At 70.2% G+C, this 17,783-nt stretch carries 17 protein-coding genes; 11 read left to right on the top strand and 6 right to left on the bottom strand.

The features are described 5' to 3' along the window. The first annotated feature begins 5 nt into the window (after positions 1-5). Both ACFVWY_RS01040 and ACFVWY_RS01035 read left to right on the top strand, forming a co-directional pair. Positions 6-200: a DUF397 domain-containing protein gene (locus ACFVWY_RS01040; protein ID WP_389866311.1), complete on the top strand. Its 195-nt coding sequence runs from the start codon at positions 6-8 to the stop codon at positions 198-200. Between the two features lie 114 nt (positions 201-314). Continuing rightward, positions 315-1,148, top strand: a complete 834-nt coding sequence (locus ACFVWY_RS01035; protein WP_389865820.1) for an SDR family oxidoreductase — start codon at positions 315-317, stop codon at positions 1,146-1,148. Between the two features lie 9 nt (positions 1,149-1,157). Here the strand turns inward: ACFVWY_RS01035 and ACFVWY_RS01030 are convergent, their stop codons facing one another. Then, entirely contained in the window at positions 1,158-1,823 is a 666-nt protein-coding gene (locus ACFVWY_RS01030; protein ID WP_389865817.1) for a class I SAM-dependent methyltransferase, read from the bottom strand. A gap of 214 nt (positions 1,824-2,037) precedes the next feature. Between ACFVWY_RS01030 and ACFVWY_RS01025 the strand changes: the two genes are divergently transcribed. Together ACFVWY_RS01025 and ACFVWY_RS01020 are read left to right on the top strand one after the other, a co-directional pair. After that, on the top strand, positions 2,038-2,547 hold the full coding sequence (locus ACFVWY_RS01025) for a DUF1203 domain-containing protein (RefSeq protein WP_389865815.1): 510 nt from the start codon (positions 2,038-2,040) through the stop codon (positions 2,545-2,547). A 428-nt stretch (positions 2,548-2,975) separates the two neighbouring features. Next, positions 2,976-4,268 (top strand): MFS transporter, encoded by a 1,293-nt coding sequence (locus tag ACFVWY_RS01020; protein WP_389865813.1) that lies wholly within the window; start codon positions 2,976-2,978, stop codon positions 4,266-4,268. A 260-nt stretch (positions 4,269-4,528) separates the two neighbouring features. Here the strand turns inward: ACFVWY_RS01020 and ACFVWY_RS01015 are convergent, their stop codons facing one another. Beyond that, positions 4,529-5,026, bottom strand: a complete 498-nt coding sequence (locus tag ACFVWY_RS01015) for a hypothetical protein (RefSeq protein ID WP_389865811.1) — start codon at positions 5,024-5,026, stop codon at positions 4,529-4,531. A gap of 515 nt (positions 5,027-5,541) precedes the next feature. On the opposite strand from ACFVWY_RS01015, the gene ACFVWY_RS01010 reads away from it, so the two are divergent. The 3 genes from ACFVWY_RS01010 (at position 5,542) to ACFVWY_RS01000 (ending at position 9,956) form a co-directional block, all read left to right on the top strand. Next, positions 5,542-6,471, top strand: coding sequence for a class I SAM-dependent methyltransferase (locus ACFVWY_RS01010; protein ID WP_389865810.1), 930 nt, complete (start codon positions 5,542-5,544; stop codon positions 6,469-6,471). A 482-nt stretch (positions 6,472-6,953) separates the two neighbouring features. Beyond that, positions 6,954-9,239 (top strand): Ig-like domain repeat protein, encoded by a 2,286-nt coding sequence (locus ACFVWY_RS01005; protein WP_389865808.1) that lies wholly within the window; start codon positions 6,954-6,956, stop codon positions 9,237-9,239. A 282-nt stretch (positions 9,240-9,521) separates the two neighbouring features. After that, positions 9,522-9,956: a VOC family protein gene (locus ACFVWY_RS01000; protein WP_389865805.1), complete on the top strand. Its 435-nt coding sequence runs from the start codon at positions 9,522-9,524 to the stop codon at positions 9,954-9,956. 141 nt (positions 9,957-10,097) lie between these two features. Here the strand turns inward: ACFVWY_RS01000 and ACFVWY_RS00995 are convergent, their stop codons facing one another. Beyond that, complete coding sequence (locus ACFVWY_RS00995) at positions 10,098-10,997, bottom strand: D-alanyl-D-alanine carboxypeptidase family protein (protein WP_389865803.1); 900 nt, start codon at positions 10,995-10,997, stop codon at positions 10,098-10,100. A 229-nt stretch (positions 10,998-11,226) separates the two neighbouring features. Between ACFVWY_RS00995 and ACFVWY_RS00990 the strand changes: the two genes are divergently transcribed. Both ACFVWY_RS00990 and ACFVWY_RS00985 read left to right on the top strand, forming a co-directional pair. Further along, positions 11,227-11,913 (top strand): GntR family transcriptional regulator, encoded by a 687-nt coding sequence (locus ACFVWY_RS00990; RefSeq protein ID WP_389865801.1) that lies wholly within the window; start codon positions 11,227-11,229, stop codon positions 11,911-11,913. Next, on the top strand, positions 11,910-13,217 hold the full coding sequence (locus ACFVWY_RS00985) for a nitrate/nitrite transporter (protein ID WP_389865799.1): 1,308 nt from the start codon (positions 11,910-11,912) through the stop codon (positions 13,215-13,217). Before ACFVWY_RS00990 ends, ACFVWY_RS00985 begins: the two co-directional genes overlap by 4 nt. Positions 13,218-13,399: 182 nt before the next feature. On the opposite strand, the gene ACFVWY_RS00980 is transcribed toward ACFVWY_RS00985, so the two are convergent. Beyond that, positions 13,400-14,224, bottom strand: a complete 825-nt coding sequence (locus ACFVWY_RS00980) for a maleylpyruvate isomerase family mycothiol-dependent enzyme (RefSeq protein ID WP_389865796.1) — start codon at positions 14,222-14,224, stop codon at positions 13,400-13,402. Positions 14,225-14,394: 170 nt separating this feature from the next. Between ACFVWY_RS00980 and ACFVWY_RS00975 the strand changes: the two genes are divergently transcribed. Next, positions 14,395-15,189 (top strand): carbon-nitrogen family hydrolase, encoded by a 795-nt coding sequence (locus tag ACFVWY_RS00975; RefSeq protein WP_389865794.1) that lies wholly within the window; start codon positions 14,395-14,397, stop codon positions 15,187-15,189. Positions 15,190-15,323: 134 nt separating this feature from the next. On the opposite strand, the gene ACFVWY_RS00970 is transcribed toward ACFVWY_RS00975, so the two are convergent. Both ACFVWY_RS00970 and ACFVWY_RS00965 read right to left on the bottom strand, forming a co-directional pair. Beyond that, entirely contained in the window at positions 15,324-15,818 is a 495-nt protein-coding gene (locus tag ACFVWY_RS00970) for an LURP-one-related/scramblase family protein (protein WP_389865792.1), read from the bottom strand. A gap of 302 nt (positions 15,819-16,120) precedes the next feature. Then, complete coding sequence (locus ACFVWY_RS00965) at positions 16,121-16,900, bottom strand: helix-turn-helix domain-containing protein (RefSeq protein ID WP_389865790.1); 780 nt, start codon at positions 16,898-16,900, stop codon at positions 16,121-16,123. A 337-nt stretch (positions 16,901-17,237) separates the two neighbouring features. Here ACFVWY_RS00965 and ACFVWY_RS00960 point away from each other — a divergent pair, with 337 nt between their 5' ends. Beyond that, entirely contained in the window at positions 17,238-17,696 is a 459-nt protein-coding gene (locus ACFVWY_RS00960; protein WP_389865787.1) for a hypothetical protein, read from the top strand. The last annotated feature ends 87 nt before the right edge of the window (positions 17,697-17,783 follow it).

Genomic DNA, 17,783 nt, shown 5'->3' with positions numbered 1-17,783 from the left:
ACCCCGTGCCCGGGTACGAGTTCGTTAAGTCCAGCTACAGCGGAGGTAACGCGGGCCAGGAGTGCGTCGAGGTGGCCCGCAACGTCCCGCGTACCGTCGCCGTGCGCGACTCCAAGAACCTTGCTGGTCCCGTGCTGATCATCGGCCCCACCGCCTGGGAGTCCTTCCGCGCCGGGCTCGTCCAGCCACAGTCGGACTGACGCGTCGTAGCCCGTCTCCGAGGGGGCCATCCTCTCCTTCCTTGACCTCAACCGGAGTTGGGGTCCTAGCGTGCCGTGCAGGCGAACATCGGCGGACGACAGGAAGAGATGGCGATGATCCTCGTGACCGGCGCGACCGGGAACATTGGAAGTGCTCTGCTGGGGGAGCTGCACCGGGCCGGTGCGGGGCCGGTACGAGGTCTGACGCGTGACGTCGGGCGGGTCTCGTTCCCGGAGGGCGTCGAAGCCGTTGAGGGCGACCTCGCGCGGGCGGATTCCCTGAAGGCCGCGCTGGACGGGGCGCGCTCGCTGTTCCTTCCGGCGGGCAGGGGCGCGGACGCGGAGGTGCTGGCGGCGGCCCGGCGGGCGGGTGTGGAGCACGTGGTGCTCGTGTCGTCGATCACGGTGCAGACCCATCCGCATCTTCCGGCGGCGGGCGAGAACCTGGCTGTCGAGCGGCTGCTCCAGGACAGCGGGATGGCCTGGACGATCCTGCGGCCGACGCAGTTCGCTTCGAACACCCTGTGGTGGGCGCGGTCGATCCGCGATCAGGGGGCGGTGCGGGTGCCGTACGGCGACATCGGCCTGCCCGCCATCCACCCCGCGGACATCGCGGCGGTGGCCCGCGTGGCGCTGACCGAGCCGGGGCACCGGGGGCGGACGTACGCGCTGACCGGGCCGGAGCGCGTGACGCCCCGGCAGCAGGTCGCGGCCATGGCCGCAGCGCTCGGGCGGGAGATCTCCTTCGACGAGATCAGCCGCGAGGAGGCCCACCGGCAGATGGCCTCGTTCATGGGCGACGAGACCGCGAGCGCCGTCCTCGACCTGATGGGCGGGGACACCAACGACGAACTGCTGAAGGTGCGCGACACCGTCTCCCAGGTCACGGGCGCCGAGGCCAGGCCGTTTGGGCAGTGGGCGACGGAGCACAGCGCCGCCTTCCGGTGAACGTGAACCTCAGCTGCTCGGGCCCGCGACCGCGCGTACCAGCAAGGTGCCGATGTGTCCCGGCTGCGGGGCGTCCAGGACCCGGGCGTGGGCCGTGGCGAACCCGGCGCGGGTGAGCAGACGTTCCCACACGGCGGGGCGGTAGCTGTAGCGGTACGTGAACAGCGCCCGGCCCGCGAAGCCGCCCTTGTACATGCCCTGGGGTCCGTACGCGCCCGGGATCGCCGGTGGCTGGGAGAAGGCGAGGACGCCCCCCGGGTTGAGCCGCTTCCGTACGAGCGGGAAGAGGCGGCCCGGGTCGGTGAACCAGGCGGCTCCGAAGACGGAGTAGACGGCGTCGTACGTGTCCGGGGCCGTGCTCAGGTGGTCCAGGACCTCGGCACACACGAACTCCGCCCCGCTGTCCGACCACGTCGCGGCGGCCTTCTCGACCATGACCGGGGACAGATCGACGCCCCGGGCGGTGATGCCGTGCCCGGCGAGGTGGGCGAGAGCGCGGCCGGTTCCGCAGCCGATCTCCAGCACCGAACGCGGGTGGCCGAGCAGCTCCGGCCCGGGGCCGTGCCCGGCGTACTGGGTCCAGCGGAAGACCGGCTCCATCCCGTCCTCGAAGGCGGAGGCGGCGTAGGCGTTCCACAGCTCGGTTTCGGCGGCGATGTCGTGGTGCGCGGGCAAGGCGGTTCCTTCGGTGGAGGGGGCCGTCTGCCCGGGGCCTTCGGAGAACCGGGGCAGGGGCCGGGGAGGGATCGTCAGTGGGTGCCGGGGACCTCTCGCTGATCTGAGCTCACCGTATAGGCGGAGAAGGGGTGTTGGGGCCTCGCGTCGCAGGGCGCAGCGCGAGGTCCGTTTTCCGCCAGTACGCGCAGGTGCGCCGATTCAGCATGGACACATGACCAAGTACACCGTGCTCCCCCTCGACGCCGTCGTCCTCAAGGAACTCCAGAAGACCGACGACGCGGGCCGTCCCTGTGCGCCGTACACCGCGACCGACGACGACGCGGGTTCCCCGCTGCGCTGCTGCCTGCGTCCCCTCGCGCCCGGTGAGCGGATCGCCCTCGTCTCGTACGCCCCGCTGCGGCGCTGGGCCGCCGCGACCGGTGCGCGGCCGGGCGCGTACGACGAGCAGGGCCCGATCTTCATCCACGCCGACGACTGCCCCGGGTTCACGCCCGGCGTGGACTACCCCTTCGACCGGCCGGGCGCCCTGCGGACCGTGCGCCGCTACGACTCCCGGGGCCGCATCGCGGGTGGCCGCCTTCTGGACATTCCGGCGGACGCCACGGCCGGTTTCGACGCGGTCTTCGACGACGCGTTCGGCGACCCGGAGGTGGCGCTCGTGCACGTCAGGGCGCTGGAGTACGGGTGCTTCCACTTCGAGGTGCGGCGGCCCGCCGCGTAGGGCCTGTTCCCGGAGTCGAAGGCCGCCAGGAACCGGTGGCGCTCCGGCCTGAAAGTCGATGGGGCCCGTGATGTCCCACTGGACGTCCGCACACAGCGGGTTTGCCGTACCGGGTGGCGACGGCATGGCGTGGCCACGCGCAAAAGCGTTGGTGTACCGCCGGGTGTTGCGGAAGACTTCTGCCTTCACCGAAGTGAGCGTATTCATAGGCGAGTTGGGCCAGCCGAGGGAGCGCGGGGCACAGTTCGCGCGCTGCCGGGTTCCGGTGACTCCGGTGCCGCGTCGTCGGCCTTCCGCGGCTGTGCGGCCGGGGTACCGGGGCCGGAACCGGCAGGGACGCACGGTGGCCGCATCCCCTGGGGCAGCGACCGCGCCCCCGGGGCGGAAGGCCGTAGCCCCGCTTTCCTCCGGAACGGGTGAGAAGGACCATGCCGCAACCTGAGATACGCGCCCTGTTACGCAGCCGGAGGTATCTGGCTTTCTGGCTGGGGCAGGTGACCAGCACGGTGGGCAACCAGCTCACCGTGGTGGTGCTCGCCGCCCTGGTCGTGCCGGACCGCGGGCCGGGCGTCTTCGGTCTGGTGCTGGCCGTGGAGTCCGCCGTCATGGGCGTGCTGCTGCTGGCCGGCGGGGTGGTCGCCGACCGGTACTCCCGCAGCACCGTGATGGCCGTCGCCGATGTGCTCCGGCTGGCCGGGATCGTCGGCTTCTTCCTCTTCGCCTCGGATGGGCCGCTCGCTCCGCTGCTCGTGGCCGCGGCGTCCACCGGGGCGGGCGCGGCACTGTACGAGCCTGCCCACCGCGCGGCCCTCGCTCAGGTGGTGCCGGAAGACCTGCGGCAGCAGGCGTACGCCCTGGACGTGTCCACCAAGCGGATCGGCTCGATGGCCGGGGCCCTGCTGGCGGGCGTCATGCTTGCCGGGATCTCACCGCCGAAGACCCTGCTGGTGGACATCGCCACGTTCGTGGTGAGCCTGATCACGCTGGTCTGGCTGCGTCTGCCGCCTGTCCGTGCCGCGGCCGATCCGCGGGCCGGTGGCCCGGAGGCCGACGAGCCCGGCGGGCTGCGGGGGATGCTGGCCGAGGCGCGGGAGGGGCTGGCCGAGGTCCGGCGGAGGCCCTGGGTGTCGGTCCTGATGCTTCAGGGAACCGTGCAGGTGTTCTTCCTCTTCGCCCCGAACTACATCCTGGTGCCGATGGTCAGCCAGACCAGGTACGGACTCTCCGCCTTCGGCTGGGTCAGCGCCGCCACGCTCGCGGGCTCGGTGGTCGGCTCGTTGCTGGGCGGCCGGGTCTCCTCCCCGCGTCCGGGGCTGTGGGCCATGAACGCGCTGGCTCCCTGCCTGCTGACGCCGGTGTGCCTCGCGGTCGACGTGCCGTTGTGGATGTTCTGCGCGGCGGGTGCCGCCGGTTCGGCCGGGGTCGGCTGCTTCATGGTCCTCTGGTACAGCTCGCTCCAGAAGGAGTTCCCGGAACGGGTTCAGGGCCGGGTCTTCGCCCTGGAGGGGCTGGCCAGCTTCGGCCTCCAGCCCCTCGCCCTCGCCGTGACGCCGCTGCTCGTCCGGTTCGTCGGAGTGGCACCCTTCGCCACCCTGGCCGCCGTCGTGCTGCTGCTGTCGACCTACGGCGCGCTCGTCGTCCCCGGCACGGCCCAGTTCGCCACCCGCACGCGTGCTGCCGCCGAGGACGCCGTGGCCGACGAGAGCGCCGTTCGGAAGTGACGGGGGCCGGTCCGGAGCCGGTGCGAAGCCGGCACGGAACGACAGGGAGAAGCAGCCGCCGGTCCGTCCGGTGACCGACCGGCGAAGGCCGCGGTGAGGGCGGGAGCGGAGGCCGTGCCTCTTGCGGGGCTGGGATTCCTCTGTGACGGCAGACGGCAGACGGCAGACGGCAGACGGCAGACGGCAGACGGCAGACGGCTCCGGCTGCCGGGTACGGCCGCGGCAGCCGGAGCGAAGGGTGCACCCCACCCGACCGGTGGTCAGACCGTCGGGGTCACAGGGAGGCAGACGGCGTAGACCATGTAGGAACCCGTGGTTCCGGCCGAGTTGTTGAAGGAAACGGTCCAGGTGTCCTCGGCGGACGGGTACGACTCGTACGTCTGGACGGTGAGATTGTTGCCCCCGAGGGGCGTCTTCAGCCCGCCGCCCGTGATGACGGTTCCTGGCGGGCAGGTCGCGGTGCCCGTGTTGAGTCCCGATGCCAGCATGTAGGTCGTCTGGATGATCTGGGTCGGCAGGGTCGGTCCGGGAGGTCCAGGCGGTCCAGGCGGTCCGGGAGGTCCGGGAGGTCCGGGAGGTCCGGGAGGTCCGGGCGGTCCGGGCTTTCCGGGCGGGCAGATCTTCGAGCAGGTGCCGCCCCCTCCGTGGTCGTCCTTACCGTCGGCCGCGGCCTCGGCCGACATCGCGCCTGTCAGCAGTGCGGCGACCAGCACCGGCAGGGCGGCACCGCGCAGAAAGGCCGTGCGTTTCCGTCTCAAGCTGTCCTCCTTTGATCGTTGTTCGGCTTCCGGGCTCACCCCCGCATATCAGCCATGAGCACACAGGTGGGAGAAATGCCGGAAAAGCCTTGGATATGGAGATCTGAGCACAGCTGAGGCGGCTCCGCCAGCGAAGAGGTCTCTTGCAGGCGGCCCCGGACCGAGGAAAGCCGACATGGAGCCCGGCGGCATCCGAGAGGGGCCACGCACGGCGAGGAACGGGCAGATGGCGCAGCCCGGTCCGGATAGCGCGCGTCGTACGGGACGGCCTTCCGCCCGCCGGGAACATGCCTGGCGCGGATGCCGGGGCCCGTACGGCGGGATGCGGCGGATACCGGCCTTCTGTCCCCGCCCGACGGTCTCCGCGGATACCGGAAACCGAATGCGGGAAAGGATCACCGGCGTCCGGGGCGCCACCCGCGTCCGGCGATCGACCGGCTCCGACCGAACAGCGCTTGCGGAACCCATGGCTCACCCCCTCTCGGCCGTCCCACCGATCGAAAGGTTCCCCCGCCGTGCACACGCAGCCCCCGAGCACCGTGCCCGAACCCACTCCCACCCTGCTGGAACGGCTCCCCGCCCTGCGCCGCGGGCTCGACCGGCTGGAGCGCAGGCCCACCGCGTTCGGCCTGGTCATGTGGGCGTTCGGGCTGGCCAAGCCGGTGTTCCTGGACCATGTGGTGAAGCCCGAGCCGCGCGCCGAACTCGGGGCCGTGCGCGAGCTGCTGGAGAAGAACCGGGAGCGGTACGCCGCACACCTCACCGGCCTTCTGGAGTACGCCGACCAGCTGGCCGGGATTCCCCTGAAGGGGGTGGAGAAGGGGGCCACCGCCTACTGGGGCAACACCTGGCTGCCCCCGCTGGACGCGGCCGCGCTCTACGGCTTCCTCGCCTCCGGGAAACCGGCCCGCTACCTGGAGATCGGCTCCGGGAACTCCACGAAGTTCGCCCGCCGGGCCATCCAGGACCTCGGCCTGAACACCCGCGTCACGTCCATCGACCCGGAGCCCCGGGCCCCCATCGACCACCTCTGCGACGACGTGGTCCGCGTCCCCCTCCAGGATGCCGACCTCGGCGTGTTCGCCGAACTGGAGCCGGGCGACATCCTCTTCGTCGACGGCTCGCACCGGCTCCAGATGGGCTCCGACGTCATGGTGTTCTTCTTCGAGCTGCTGCCCCGCCTCAAGCCGGGGGTGCTCGTCCAGGTCCACGACATCATGCTTCCCGCGGACTATCCGGAGTCCTGGCGCTGGCGCCTGTACTCGGAGCAGTACCTCCTGGCCGCGCTGCTCACCGCCGCGCCGGAACGCTTCGACGTCCAGCTGCCGAACGCCTTCGTCCACGCCGATCCGGAACTGCGGGGGATCCTCGCCCCGCTCTGGCACCGGCTCGGCGTGAGCGACCACTTCCACCCGGGCTCCTTCTGGTGGCGCCACGCGGGCTGACACCTTTCCGGTCCGGCGCACCATGGGGCACGGTGACGCGCCGTAAGGCAGGGTGACGTGCGGTCAGACGCTGTGGTGTGCCGGACCGGTGGTGCGACAGGCGCGGGCTCCGTGACCGCTGCCGCCGTCGTGCCGCCCGTTTCCGCCCATGGCGCGCGGTGTCCCCGGTGCGGCCCGGATCGTCACCCGTGTACGTACTGGCGGGAGTCCTGCGGTCGATGAGGCGGCAGAGAGGAACCGACCTGCCGACAGGCGCTGCTGCGGCGGCTCAGGACCAGCTCCTGAGGCCCTGGGCGACCAAATGGGTTGAATGATGTTGATCTAAATCTTTCTCTGACTATTTCTACTTTTCTTCTGCTAAACCCTGATTGCGAGAAATGCGACGCGGACGTGGCGTCATCCCTTACTCCCCAGGAGGGGCTGTAGTGAAATCTTCTTTCAGGGGTAGGCTTCCGGACTCGCTCCGGGGGGTGTCGCATGCGGTGCGGTCCGTCTCGTGGTCCGTCATCGCGGTGGTGGCGGCCTTCGTGCTGGCGGTCTCCGCGGTCGCCGTGTCACCGGCCGCCGCGGTGACGGCCGACGGCGGTGACGTGTGGACGTGGGGCCGCAACCAGTTCGGGCAGCTGGGCAACGGAACCACGGCACCCAGCACCGAACCGGGAAGTACGGTGCCGATCCAGGCCGACCTGCCCGAGGGCACCACGGCCACCGCGGTGGCCGGCGGGTACGGGCACTCGGTGGCCCTGACCTCCACCGGCCAGGTTCTGGCCTGGGGGCAGAATGATGTCGGCCAGCTGGGCGACGGCACCTTCACCGACAGCACGACGCCGGTCCAGGTCCAGCTGCCCGCTGGCAGCACGGCCACGGCCATCGCGAGCGGCGACGACTTCGTGGTCGCGCTGACCTCCACCGGCGAGCTCCTGGCCTGGGGATACAACCAGTGGGGACAGCTGGGCAACGGCGTGACCGGCGGCGAGAGCAACGTACCGGTGCACGTGAACCTGCCCGCCGGTACGACGGCCACGGCCGTCTCCTGCGGAGCCGGTCACTGCCTGGCGCTGACCGCCGCCGGCGAGGTGCTCGCCTGGGGCGACAACGACTTCGGCCAGTTGGGAGACGGCACCGTCGTCAGCCGCAACGAGCCGGTGCCCGTGAACCTGCCAGCCGGTACCACGGTCACCTCGATCGCGGGCGGCGACGACCACAGCCTCGCGCTGACCTCCACCGGCCAGGTGTACGCCTGGGGGTACAACGGCGGCGGACAGCTGGGCAACGGCACCACCACGAACAGCAGCACACCGGTTCTGGTGCATCTGCCGACGGGCATCACCGTCACGTCGGTCGCCGCGGCCCACGGCTTCCAGAGCTTTGCGCTGACCGCCGCCGGCGAGGTGCTCGCCTGGGGCGACAACACCTACGGCCAGCTGGGCGACGGTACGACCACCAGACGCACGGAGCCGGTCCTGGTGCATCTGCCGACGGGCACCACCGTCACCTCGATCGCGGGCGGCGACGACCACACGGTCGCGCTGACCTCCACCGGCCAGGTACTGGCCTGGGGGTACAACCGCTACGGCCAGGTCGGGGACGGCACCACCACCAACCGCACGGAGCCGGTCCCGGTGGAACTTCCCGACGGAGCGGTCGTCACCGCCATCGGCGCGGGCAACTACCATTCCCTCGCCGTCTTTCCCTCCCAGTCCGCCGCGGAGTCCGCGACGACGCTCACGGCCCACCCGGCCACGGCGGGGCTCGGGGAGCCGGTCGTGCTGACCGCACAGGTGACCTGCACGGCCGGAACACCCACCGGTGAGGTCGCCTTCTACGACGGCGACACACAGATCGGCACCGCCACCCTCGACGCCGAGGGCACCGCCACCCTCACCACCGCGGACCTCGCCCTGGGCGCCCACCAGATCACCGCCCACTACCAGGGCGACGACACCTGTCCGCCCTCGGTCTCCGACCCGGTCGCGGTGATCGTCGAGGAGGTACCGCACCCGTCCCTCGCCCTGACCAAGCAGGCGGAGTCCACCGGTCCGTTCCAGGTCGGGGACACGGTGCGGTACGCGTACACGGTCGCCAACACCGGCAACACCGCCCTGCACGACGTGACCGTCACCGACGACAAGGTCGCCGCCGTCACCTGCGACACGACCACCCTCGCCCCGGGCGCGAGCACCGCCTGCCGGGGCGGTCACGTGATCACCGAGGCCGACATCACTCCGTGCGAGCAGGTCACGGGCGGCTGTGAGCTGACCAACCTGGCGCAGGCCACGGCCCTCGAACCCACCGGCCAGGAGGTCGCCAGCGAACAGGCCACCGCCGCCGTCACCGTCGAGCAGCAGCCGCGGACCTCCGGGCTGACCCTGGCCAAGCGGGTCGCCTCACAGGGACCGTTCCAGGTCGGAGACACGGTGCGGTACGCGTACACCGTCACCAACACCGGTGACACCACGCTGACCGGGGTGACGGTCCACGACAATCACGTCACCCAGGTCACCTGCGGGGCCACCACCCTTGCGCCCGGCGCGAGCACGACCTGTCAGGGCAGCCACGTGATCACCCGCACCAACCTCCAGGACTGCCACCCGGCCACGAAGAAGGACGGCCATGGCTCGGGCGGCACCGAGGTCTGCAGCGCCACCAACACCGCGACCGCGGCGGGCACCGCACCGGACGGACACCACGTCGTCAGCCAGCCCGCCAGGGCCACCATCACCGTGACCGCGAAGCACCCGGAGAAGCCCTGCCACTGCCGAAAGTGACAATGGACGCCTGAAGGAGCGTCCGCTCTCCTGATCGACACCGGACCACACAGAGGCCCAGGTCAGAACCACTCTGACCTGGGCCTTTCCGATCTCTGCCGGATCCGGGCCGGCACCCCTCCGCGGCGGTTGCCGTCTCATGCCGCCCGTGTCCGCGCACGAGGCGCTGGCGGTGCCCGGTAACGCCTGATTCCTCACCCGTGTGCGTACCCGTGGAAGCGCTGCGGTTTCTGGGGAGAAAAATCAAACTGACCTGCGGATAGGCGCTGTTAGGGTGACCGGATGGCATCGGTGAGGAAGATCCAGGTCACTTTCGACTGCGCGGACCCCGAGCGCGTCGCCCGTTTCTGGTGTGAGGTGCTGGGGTATGCCGCACCGCCGCCGCCTGAGGGCTTCGACACCTGGGACGCCTACAACGACTCGCTGCCGCCCGAGGAGCGGGGCGCGTGGTTCTCGTGCTCCGACCCCACGGGGGAGGGCCCCCGCCTGTACTTCCAGCGCGTTCCCGAGGGCAAGGTCGCCAAGAACAGGGTGCACCTCGACGTACGGGCCGGTGCCGGGCTCGTCGGAGCGGAGCGTCTGGCGGTGCTGGAGGCCGAGCGTGACCGGCTGATGAAGCTCGGCGCGGTGTGCGTGCTGGTGCAGTACGCCGACGAGGAGAACGAGTCCTGCATCACGATGCAGGACATCGAGGGCAATGAGTTCTGCCTCGACTGAGCGACGCCGCGGCCGTGGCGGTGTCCGCGGCCGGTACGAGGACGCCGGAAGAGCGAGAGGGCCCCGCGTGGTGCGGGGCCCTCTGCGTGGTGCGGTGATCCGGGTTCCGCCGCGTGCGGGCGTCGCCGTGGACCGGGCGGGCTACTTCTTGAAGGAGTAGTCCATGAGCTTCTTCATGTCCGCGGTGCGGTTGGTCGCGTTGGTGGAGGCGAGCACCGTACCGACGATCGTCTTGCTGCCCCGGGTCGCGGCGAAGACCAGGCAGTACTTGGCCGTCGGGCCGGAGCCGGTCTTGATGCCGATGGCACCGCTGTAGCTGCTGAGCATGGTGTTGGTGTTCGTCCACGACATGTAGCGGTAGCCGCCGGACTTCGTGGTGACCTTCTGCTTGGTCGACTTGGTCTTGACGACCGCGCGGAAGGTGGAGCTCTTCATGGCGCTGCTGGCGAGCTTGGTGAGGTCGCGCGGCGTCGAGTAGTTCGAGCCGTTTCCTATGCCGTCGAACGAGTCGAAGTGGGTGTTCTTCAGCCCGAGCGACTTGGCCTGGGCGTTCATCTTGCCGACGAACGACTTCACGCGGGCCGCGCGGGTGGTGCCGGAGCCGAACTTGTCGGCCAGCGCGTAGGCGGCGTCGCAGCCGGACGGCAGCATCAGGCCGTACAGCAGCTGGCGGACGGTGACCTTGTCGCCCACGATCAGGCGCGCCGAGGAGGCGCCCTTGGAGACGATGTAGTCGCTGTAGGCCTTCTGGATCGTGACCTTGGAATCCAGGTTCAGGTTCTTCTGCGCCAGCACCACCTTGGCCGTCATGATCTTGGTGGTGGAGCCGGTGGAACGGCGGGTGTCCGCGGCCTTGGAGTACAGGGCCTTCGCGGTGCCGTTGTTCATCGTGAAACCGCCGGGGGCGGTGATCTTGGGGACGGCCGGCGTCGCGGCCTGCGCGGTGGAGGCGAAGACGCTGCCCGCGATGACTGCGCCGGCCGTCAGGGCCACGGTGGCCGTGGCAGTGGCGCGGCTTATGCCCTTAATGCCGAGTTTCAACTTGAATACTCCAAATGCCCCTGGAATGCGGCCACATGAAGGTGCCGCTCGGTGGTGAGACTCATGAGAATGCCGGATGGATGTGCCGATTCCTGAGGCAATTTCAGGTATGCGGGTGATTCCTGGTCAGGGTGGGGCGGAGGGGGTGCCTCGTGCGGCATCCTGCGCGGCGCGTCCCGCATGGCGGAACCGGTTCGTCATGCACGCATCTTGTATCTATGCTGTGTGCATGCCTGCCGCGCCCCCCGCCGTGAAGCCGTCCGCCGTGAAGCCGACCGTCAAGCGGCCCCCCGCCGCCGAGCGTGTGTACACGTACATCAAGGAGGCGGTCCTGGACCGCCGTTACGAGGGTGGCACGCTCCTCACCGAGGGGGATCTCGCGGAGGCCGTCGGGGTCTCCCGGACGCCCGTGCGCGAAGCGCTGCTGCGGCTGGAGGTCGAGGGGCTGATCAAGCTCTACCCGAAGAAGGGCGCCCTGGTCCTCGCCGTCTCCGCGCAGGAGATCGCGGACGTGGTGGAGACCCGGCTGCTGGTCGAGGAATTCGCGGCCCGCAAGGCGGTGCCCGCCTCCGACCGGCTGATCGGCCGCCTCGAAGAGCTCCTGGCCGAGCAGCGGCAGCTGGCCGAGGCCGGGGACCTGGCGGCGGTGTCCGTGAAGGACCGCTGCTTCCACGCCGAGATCGTGCGCAACGCGGGCAACGAGATCCTGTCGCGCCTCTACGACCAGCTGCGCGACCGGCAGCTGCGGATGGGCGTCGCCGTGATGGAGGCGCACCCCGGCCGGATCGCCGCCAACATCACCGAGCACTCCGAACTGCTGGACGCCATCAGAGCCGGTGACGCGGAGGGTGCCGCGCAGGTCGTCCGGCGCCATGTCGGACGGGTCAAGGTGCTGGTCAGGGGTGAGGATCGGTGAGTTCCGCCGCCGCCCCCACCCTCTCCCTGCCCGGTGATCCACCCGGTGGCCGACGGGCCGTGCGGGTCTGGGGCGTCGGGGTCGCCGTCTACTTCGTCGCGATCATCTTCCGTACCAGCCTGGGGGTCGCCGGGCTGGACGCCGCCGACCGGTTCCACGTCAACGCCTCCGCGCTCGCCACGTTCTCCATACTCCAGCTGCTCGTCTACGCGGGCATGCAGATACCCGTCGGCCTGATGGTCGACCGGCTCGGCACCAAGAAGGTCCTCACCTTCGGGGCCGTCCTGTTCACCCTGGGGCAGCTCGGCTTCGCGCTCTCGCCCTCGTACGGCATGGCGCTGGCGTCCAGGGCGCTGCTCGGCTGCGGCGACGCGATGACGTTCATCAGCGTGCTGCGGCTGGGCGCCCGCTGGTTCCCGGCCCGGCGCGGACCGCTGATCGGCCAGATCGCGGCGCTCTTCGGGATGGCGGGCAACCTCGTCTCGACGCTGTTCATCGCGCGGGCCCTGCACGGATTCGGCTGGACGGCCACCTTCGTCGGCAGCTCCGTCGCCGGGGTCGTGGTGCTCGTCCTGCTGCTGCTCTTCCTGAAGGACCACCCCGAGGGCCACGAGCCGCCGCCCGCGGAGCACGCGGGCGCCGCCTACGTACGGCGGCAGATCGCCGCCTCCTGGGCCGAACCGGGCACCCGGCTCGGCATGTGGGTGCACTTCACCACCCAGTTCCCGGCCATGGTCTTCCTGCTGCTGTGGGGGCTGCCGTTCCTGGTGGAGGCGCAGGGGCTCAGCCGGTCCACCGCCGGTGAACTGCTCACCCTGGTGGTGCTCTCCAACATGGTCTTCGGGCTGGTCTACGGGCAGGTCATCGCCCGTCACCACGCGGCCCGCGCCCCGCTGGCGCTCGGCACCGTCGCGGCGACGGCGCTGCTCTGGGCCTCGGCGGTCTTCCACCCGGGCCAGGCCCCGATGTGGCTGCTGATCGTGCTGTGCGTGGTGCTCGGCGCCTGCGGCCCGGCCTCGATGATCGGCTTCGACTTCGCCCGCCCGGCCAACCCGCCGGAACGTCAGGGCACCGCGTCGGGCATCGTCAACATGGGCGGTTTCATCGCCTCGATGACCACGCTGTTCGCGGTCGGGGTGCTGCTGGACGCGACCGGGGACAACTACCGGATCGCGTTCGCCTCGGTCTTCGTGCTGGAGGCGCTCGGGATCGTCCAGATCCTGCGGCTGCGCTCCAGGGCCGCGCACCGCGAGCGGGAGCACCATGTGGTCAGCCGCGTGGAGGCCGTGCACGTACCGGTGTGAGCCGCCCGCGCCGCCGGACCGGCGGCGCGCCCGTCCGTTCGTACGACGGGCGCCGCCGGTCGACTGGGCGTCTCGGAGCTGCGACGTCAGGGCTCAGGGTGTCCCGGCGCTAGGACGTCAGGGTGTGTCGGTGCCGCGATGCGGTGCGGTGCGCGGGTGTGGGGGTGCCGCGGCTCGGGGCGTCACGGCGTCACGGCGAAGTTCCGCAGGATCGCCGCGGCCAGTTCCTGGTCACCCTCGATCTTGACCTGCTCGGCGACCGAGGCCGCGCGCACCCGCCCGCAGGCCAGCAGGAAGTACGTCTCCCAGTCCATCGCCAGCGTCACCGCGGGCCCGAGCGAGGGCGAGCCGTCCACCGAGCCGCGCCCCTCCGCGTCGACCCTGACCGTACGCAGGAACTCCAGCGGCCCGTGCACATCGAGGACCACCGCCGAACCGGCCGGTGCTCCCGCGTCGTTGGCCACCACCTTCGGCAGCGCCTCCAGCAGGGTGTCCCGGACGATCGTGGCGCCGGGAGAGTCCAGGTTGCCGGGCTGGCCCAGCGTCGCGCGCAGATCCTGCTCGTGCACCCAGACGTCGAAGACCCGCATCCGCAGGGCCAGTTCGAGGGTCTGCTCGGCACTGAGCGGCGCCCTGACCATGGTCTCGGGGGCACGCGACTCGTTGCGCAGCTGACGGGCGCGCCGGATGATCGTGTACTCCAGCTCGGAGGTCATCTCCGGTGCGGTGTGGTGGCGCCGCACATCGACCTGCATCTCCATGTAACGGGCGAAGTCGCTCTGTACGTGGTAGAGGTCGCGCGGCAGCGTGTGGATCGGGCGAGGATCGCCGAGCTGCTCGCACTCCATACCGATGATGTGCGAGACGATGTCGCGCACCGACCAGGCGGGGCAGGGGGTACGGCGGTTCCACTCGCCCTCGGCGAGCGGCTTCACCAGCTCGGCTATCGACTCGATGGAGTGGGTCCAGGCATCGGCGTAGGTCTGAAGGCTGGGATGGACGGTCACTGGACCCCTCGTGCGGTTCTGCGGTGCATGGGCTGGAGAGCTGGGCGCGGGCGGCGGTCTGCGTGGGAGGTTCAGTCGCTAAGTTACGCTGCGATCAGGCACCCCGGCAGTGCTTTCGTGTGACGATCGTAGGCCCGTGTTGACGGCTTGAATGCCAGGACGGTGGTAGTGTGCGCGCCTCCCTCATCCAGATCGCAGTAGACCCGGACGAATCCGTCGAGGCGCGCAGACAGCGCGCGGTTTCGCTGGTCATGGACCGGCGCGGCGCGGATCTGGTGGTGCTTCCCGAGCTCTGGCCGGTCGGCGCCTTCGCTTACACCGCGTTCGCAACCGAGGCCGAACCGTTCCAGGGGCCCACCCACGAGGCCATGGCGAAGGCCGCGGCCGACGCCGGGGTCTGGCTGCACGCCGGGTCCTTCGTGGAGCGCGCCGCCGACGGCACCCTCTACAACACCACGCTGGTCTTCGGCCCGACCGGCGAGCTGGCCGCCGCGTACCGCAAGATCCACCGCTTCGGCTTCGACCAGGGCGAGGCGGTCATGATGGGCGCCGGTGAGGAACTGGTCACGGTCGCCCTGCCCCAGACCACTCTCGGCCTCGCCACCTGCTACGACCTGCGCTTCCCGGAGATGTTCCGGGGCCTGGTCGACGCGGGCGCCGGGACGCTGGTCGTCGCGGCGGGCTGGCCCGAGCGGCGCCGCTCCCACTGGACGCTGCTGGCCCAGGCCCGCGCGGTGGAGAACCAGTCGTACGTCCTGGCCGTCGGCTGCGCGGGCACCCACGCTGGTGTCGAACAGGCCGGGCACAGCATCGTCGTCGACCCCTGGGGTGAGGTGCTGGCGGAGGCGGGCGCGGGCGAGGAGGTACTCGACGTGGAGTTCGACCCGGCGAAGGTGGCGGAGACCAGGGAGCAGTTCCCGGCCCTCAAGGACCGCCGCCTGGGCCTGGCGGCGCCCGGCCTCTGAGCCTTGCCCGGCCTCTGGGCCTTCCTGTCTCTCTGGGTCCTGCCCGGCCTCTGGGCCTTGTCCGGCCTCTGAGCCCGCCTGTTTCGCTGAGCCCTGCCTGTTTCACGTGAAACAGGCAGAACGGACCGCGGCCGTCAGCCGTGTTCGCGTTCCTTGTCGGCGAGGACGATGACGCAGACCGACACGGCGATGAGCAGCGCCGCGTCGGCGTCCTCCCGTACGACGTCGATGCCGTAGGTCTCCCGGACGGTGAGCCAGCGCCGGGAGATCTGGGCCAGCAGCTCCCCGTCGTACTCGACGGCGAACTCGCGGTCCAGGATCTTGCCGCTGACGTCGAGCTCGGTGCCGTCGATCAGCGTGACCCGGTAGTGGTTGCGCAGCAGCGAGAGCCGTTTGCGTCTGATCGTGGCGAGCTGCTCGCCGTCCCGCTCGATGAGCATCGTGTCGCGCAGGCTGAGCAGCTTCTGCCGGATCTCGACGAGGACGCGGCCCTGGGTGTCCTTCAGCTCGAAGGTGTCCCGTACCCGCAGGGCCTTGCCGTCGACGAGGAACACCTTGCGGCCGTCCGTGTCCTCGATCCAGTAGTCGTCACCCACGGCGAAGAGGCGTTCGCGTACCAGGAATCTCATGGCTCACAGGTTCCCCGAGACGGCCGCGGAATGCGGGGATGCCACGGTGATGTCGACTGTTCACATGGCAACACGTGCGCACGCTGGGTGTGACGCCATTTTTCGGGCCCGTCATGGCTTTGGCCAGCGCATATCGGTCGCCGAAGGCGCGAGAACGACACAGTTAACGCCCTGCAAAGCCCGCCAAAGGTCCCACGGAGCCGTCCGGTGGGTGGTGGAGCACCATGAGCCCCCGTGCTCGTCGCCCTGGATTGGGACGGTGGGGGTGGGGCCTTCGTCCCATCAGGTGCCCCGTCGGGATGTCACTCCGGCGGCTGGCTGTACCTCTCCAGCGTCGCCTTGCTCGTGGACCGGTCCACCAGCCGCAGTTCCCAGGGGCCGGTATTCACGTCGAAGTCCTTGCCGAAGCCGACCCACTTTCCGGCCATGCGCCGTCCGGTCGGCTCGACCAGGAGTTGGATGGCCCCGTGGTAGCGGGCCCCGTTGTAGTAGCCGTCTGCGGCAGTCTGCTCGACCCACGTACCGGTGACCACGTTGCGGTCAACGGTCAGGTCCAGCGTGAGCGGGCTGTCCGGGTTGCTGCTCGCCCCGGGCAGGCTCTGAACGGTCAGTCGGTTCCCGTGCTGGACGATCACTACGTAGTGCTTGCCCTCGTACGAGTCGCCCCGGCTCGAAGAGAAGAACTCGTAGCGACTGAGCCACACCCCCGAAAACGTCTCCTCGCCCGTCTGCGCGGCGGGTTGCACGCCTACAGCGGCAGATGCGAAACCGGTTGCAGCGGTCTCCATGTCATGTCCTCCCTTCCCGTCTGCGTGGACTCGTGCCGTCGGCACCGGCAGGGCGAACCCCAGTGCCTCTACCGGACGGCCAGTGACCCGTTCCAAGGCCCTGGCGTACACACCCCGAGGCGTCTTGCTCGTGCCGGACTCCCAGCGCTGCACCAGCCGCTTGGAAGCCTCGTTCGGCTCCCCCAGCTCCGCACCTGCCCGGCGGAGTGCCTTGGCGAAATCCTCTTGGCTCAAGCGCAGGCCGATACGAACGGCCCGCAGCACATCATTCGGCACCACGGCGGTCGTCGTCATGACGTCAAAGCTAGACCGGACCGTCATGCAATGACACCGGTTTGACGCCCTGGAGGGCGTCATTGGCACCTCACTGAGTGACGCCCAGGCGACGCCCGGAGCGTCGTCGTTCCGACCGGCCGGCGGCGGGAACATCGCTTCACCAACCGGATCGGGCAGCGGAAGGCAAACCATGACCATGACCCTGCGGGTGTCTCGCGATTCCGGCCAGACGTTCGGCTCTGAGGTGATCCACCCCAGCAGCAGCGCCGAGAGGACGTTGACCCCCATGGCCTCTGCCGCCTGGCCCCCCCTGCACGTGCCCCCGATGCTCCTCACAGACCAGGAAGGCACAGACGTGACGATCACCGACACGACGAAGACCGTGTATGACCTCATCACTCCCGAACTGAGGGCCGACCTCATCACCATGGTCCGCGAGGACTCCTGGCCGGAGATGACCGACAACCAGGGCGAGCGCGGTGTCAACCAGGTGGCGGCCTTCCTCGCCGTCGCCGCGAACACCGCGGAGAGGGCCACGCCCAGCCTTCGCGTAGACCTCTTCTGGCACGCGCTGGTGCTCCACACCAAGCACTACGCCGAGTTCTGCGTCGCGCTCGGCGGCGGGTTCATCCATCACGTCCCCGACCGCAACAGTGCCCACAACCCGGCCGAGGGCCGGGCCGCGATGCGTCGGACGGCCGAGAGGATCCGATCGGCCGGCTTCGACGTGGACCCGGAGTTCTGGCCGATCGACGGCGCGGCCGACTGCACCCAGAGCTACGCGGGCTGTTCCGACAGCCCCGTCGCCAAGTAGCTCCGGCGCAAGCGGAGTGACCGGCTCACCAGAGCTTCAGCCGCCCGGTATCGTGCCGGGCGGCTGTCGCCGTGAACGAGAACGGAC

The sequence above is a fragment of the Streptomyces sp. NPDC058195 genome (assembly GCF_042883525.1).
Classification (GTDB): domain Bacteria; phylum Actinomycetota; class Actinomycetes; order Streptomycetales; family Streptomycetaceae; genus Streptomyces.
The sequence above is the reverse complement of the archived record's forward strand: the minus strand, read 5'-3'. Positions and strand labels throughout refer to the sequence as shown.

What these genes read in the sequence shown, in the direction of transcription:
- ACFVWY_RS01035 (WP_389865820.1), top strand. Translation starts at nt 315, where the DNA reads ATGATCCTCGTGACCGGCGCGACCGGGAACATTGGAAGTGCTCTGCTG.
- ACFVWY_RS01025 (WP_389865815.1), top strand. Translation starts at nt 2,038, where the DNA reads ATGACCAAGTACACCGTGCTCCCCCTCGACGCCGTCGTCCTCAAGGAA.
- ACFVWY_RS01020 (WP_389865813.1), top strand. Translation starts at nt 2,976, where the DNA reads ATGCCGCAACCTGAGATACGCGCCCTGTTACGCAGCCGGAGGTATCTG.
- ACFVWY_RS01000 (WP_389865805.1), top strand. Translation starts at nt 9,522, where the DNA reads ATGGCATCGGTGAGGAAGATCCAGGTCACTTTCGACTGCGCGGACCCC.
- ACFVWY_RS00990 (WP_389865801.1), top strand. Translation starts at nt 11,227, where the DNA reads ATGCCTGCCGCGCCCCCCGCCGTGAAGCCGTCCGCCGTGAAGCCGACC.
- ACFVWY_RS00970 (WP_389865792.1), bottom strand. Translation starts at nt 15,818, where the DNA reads ATGAGATTCCTGGTACGCGAACGCCTCTTCGCCGTGGGTGACGACTAC.
- ACFVWY_RS00965 (WP_389865790.1), bottom strand. Translation starts at nt 16,900, where the DNA reads ATGACGACGACCGCCGTGGTGCCGAATGATGTGCTGCGGGCCGTTCGT.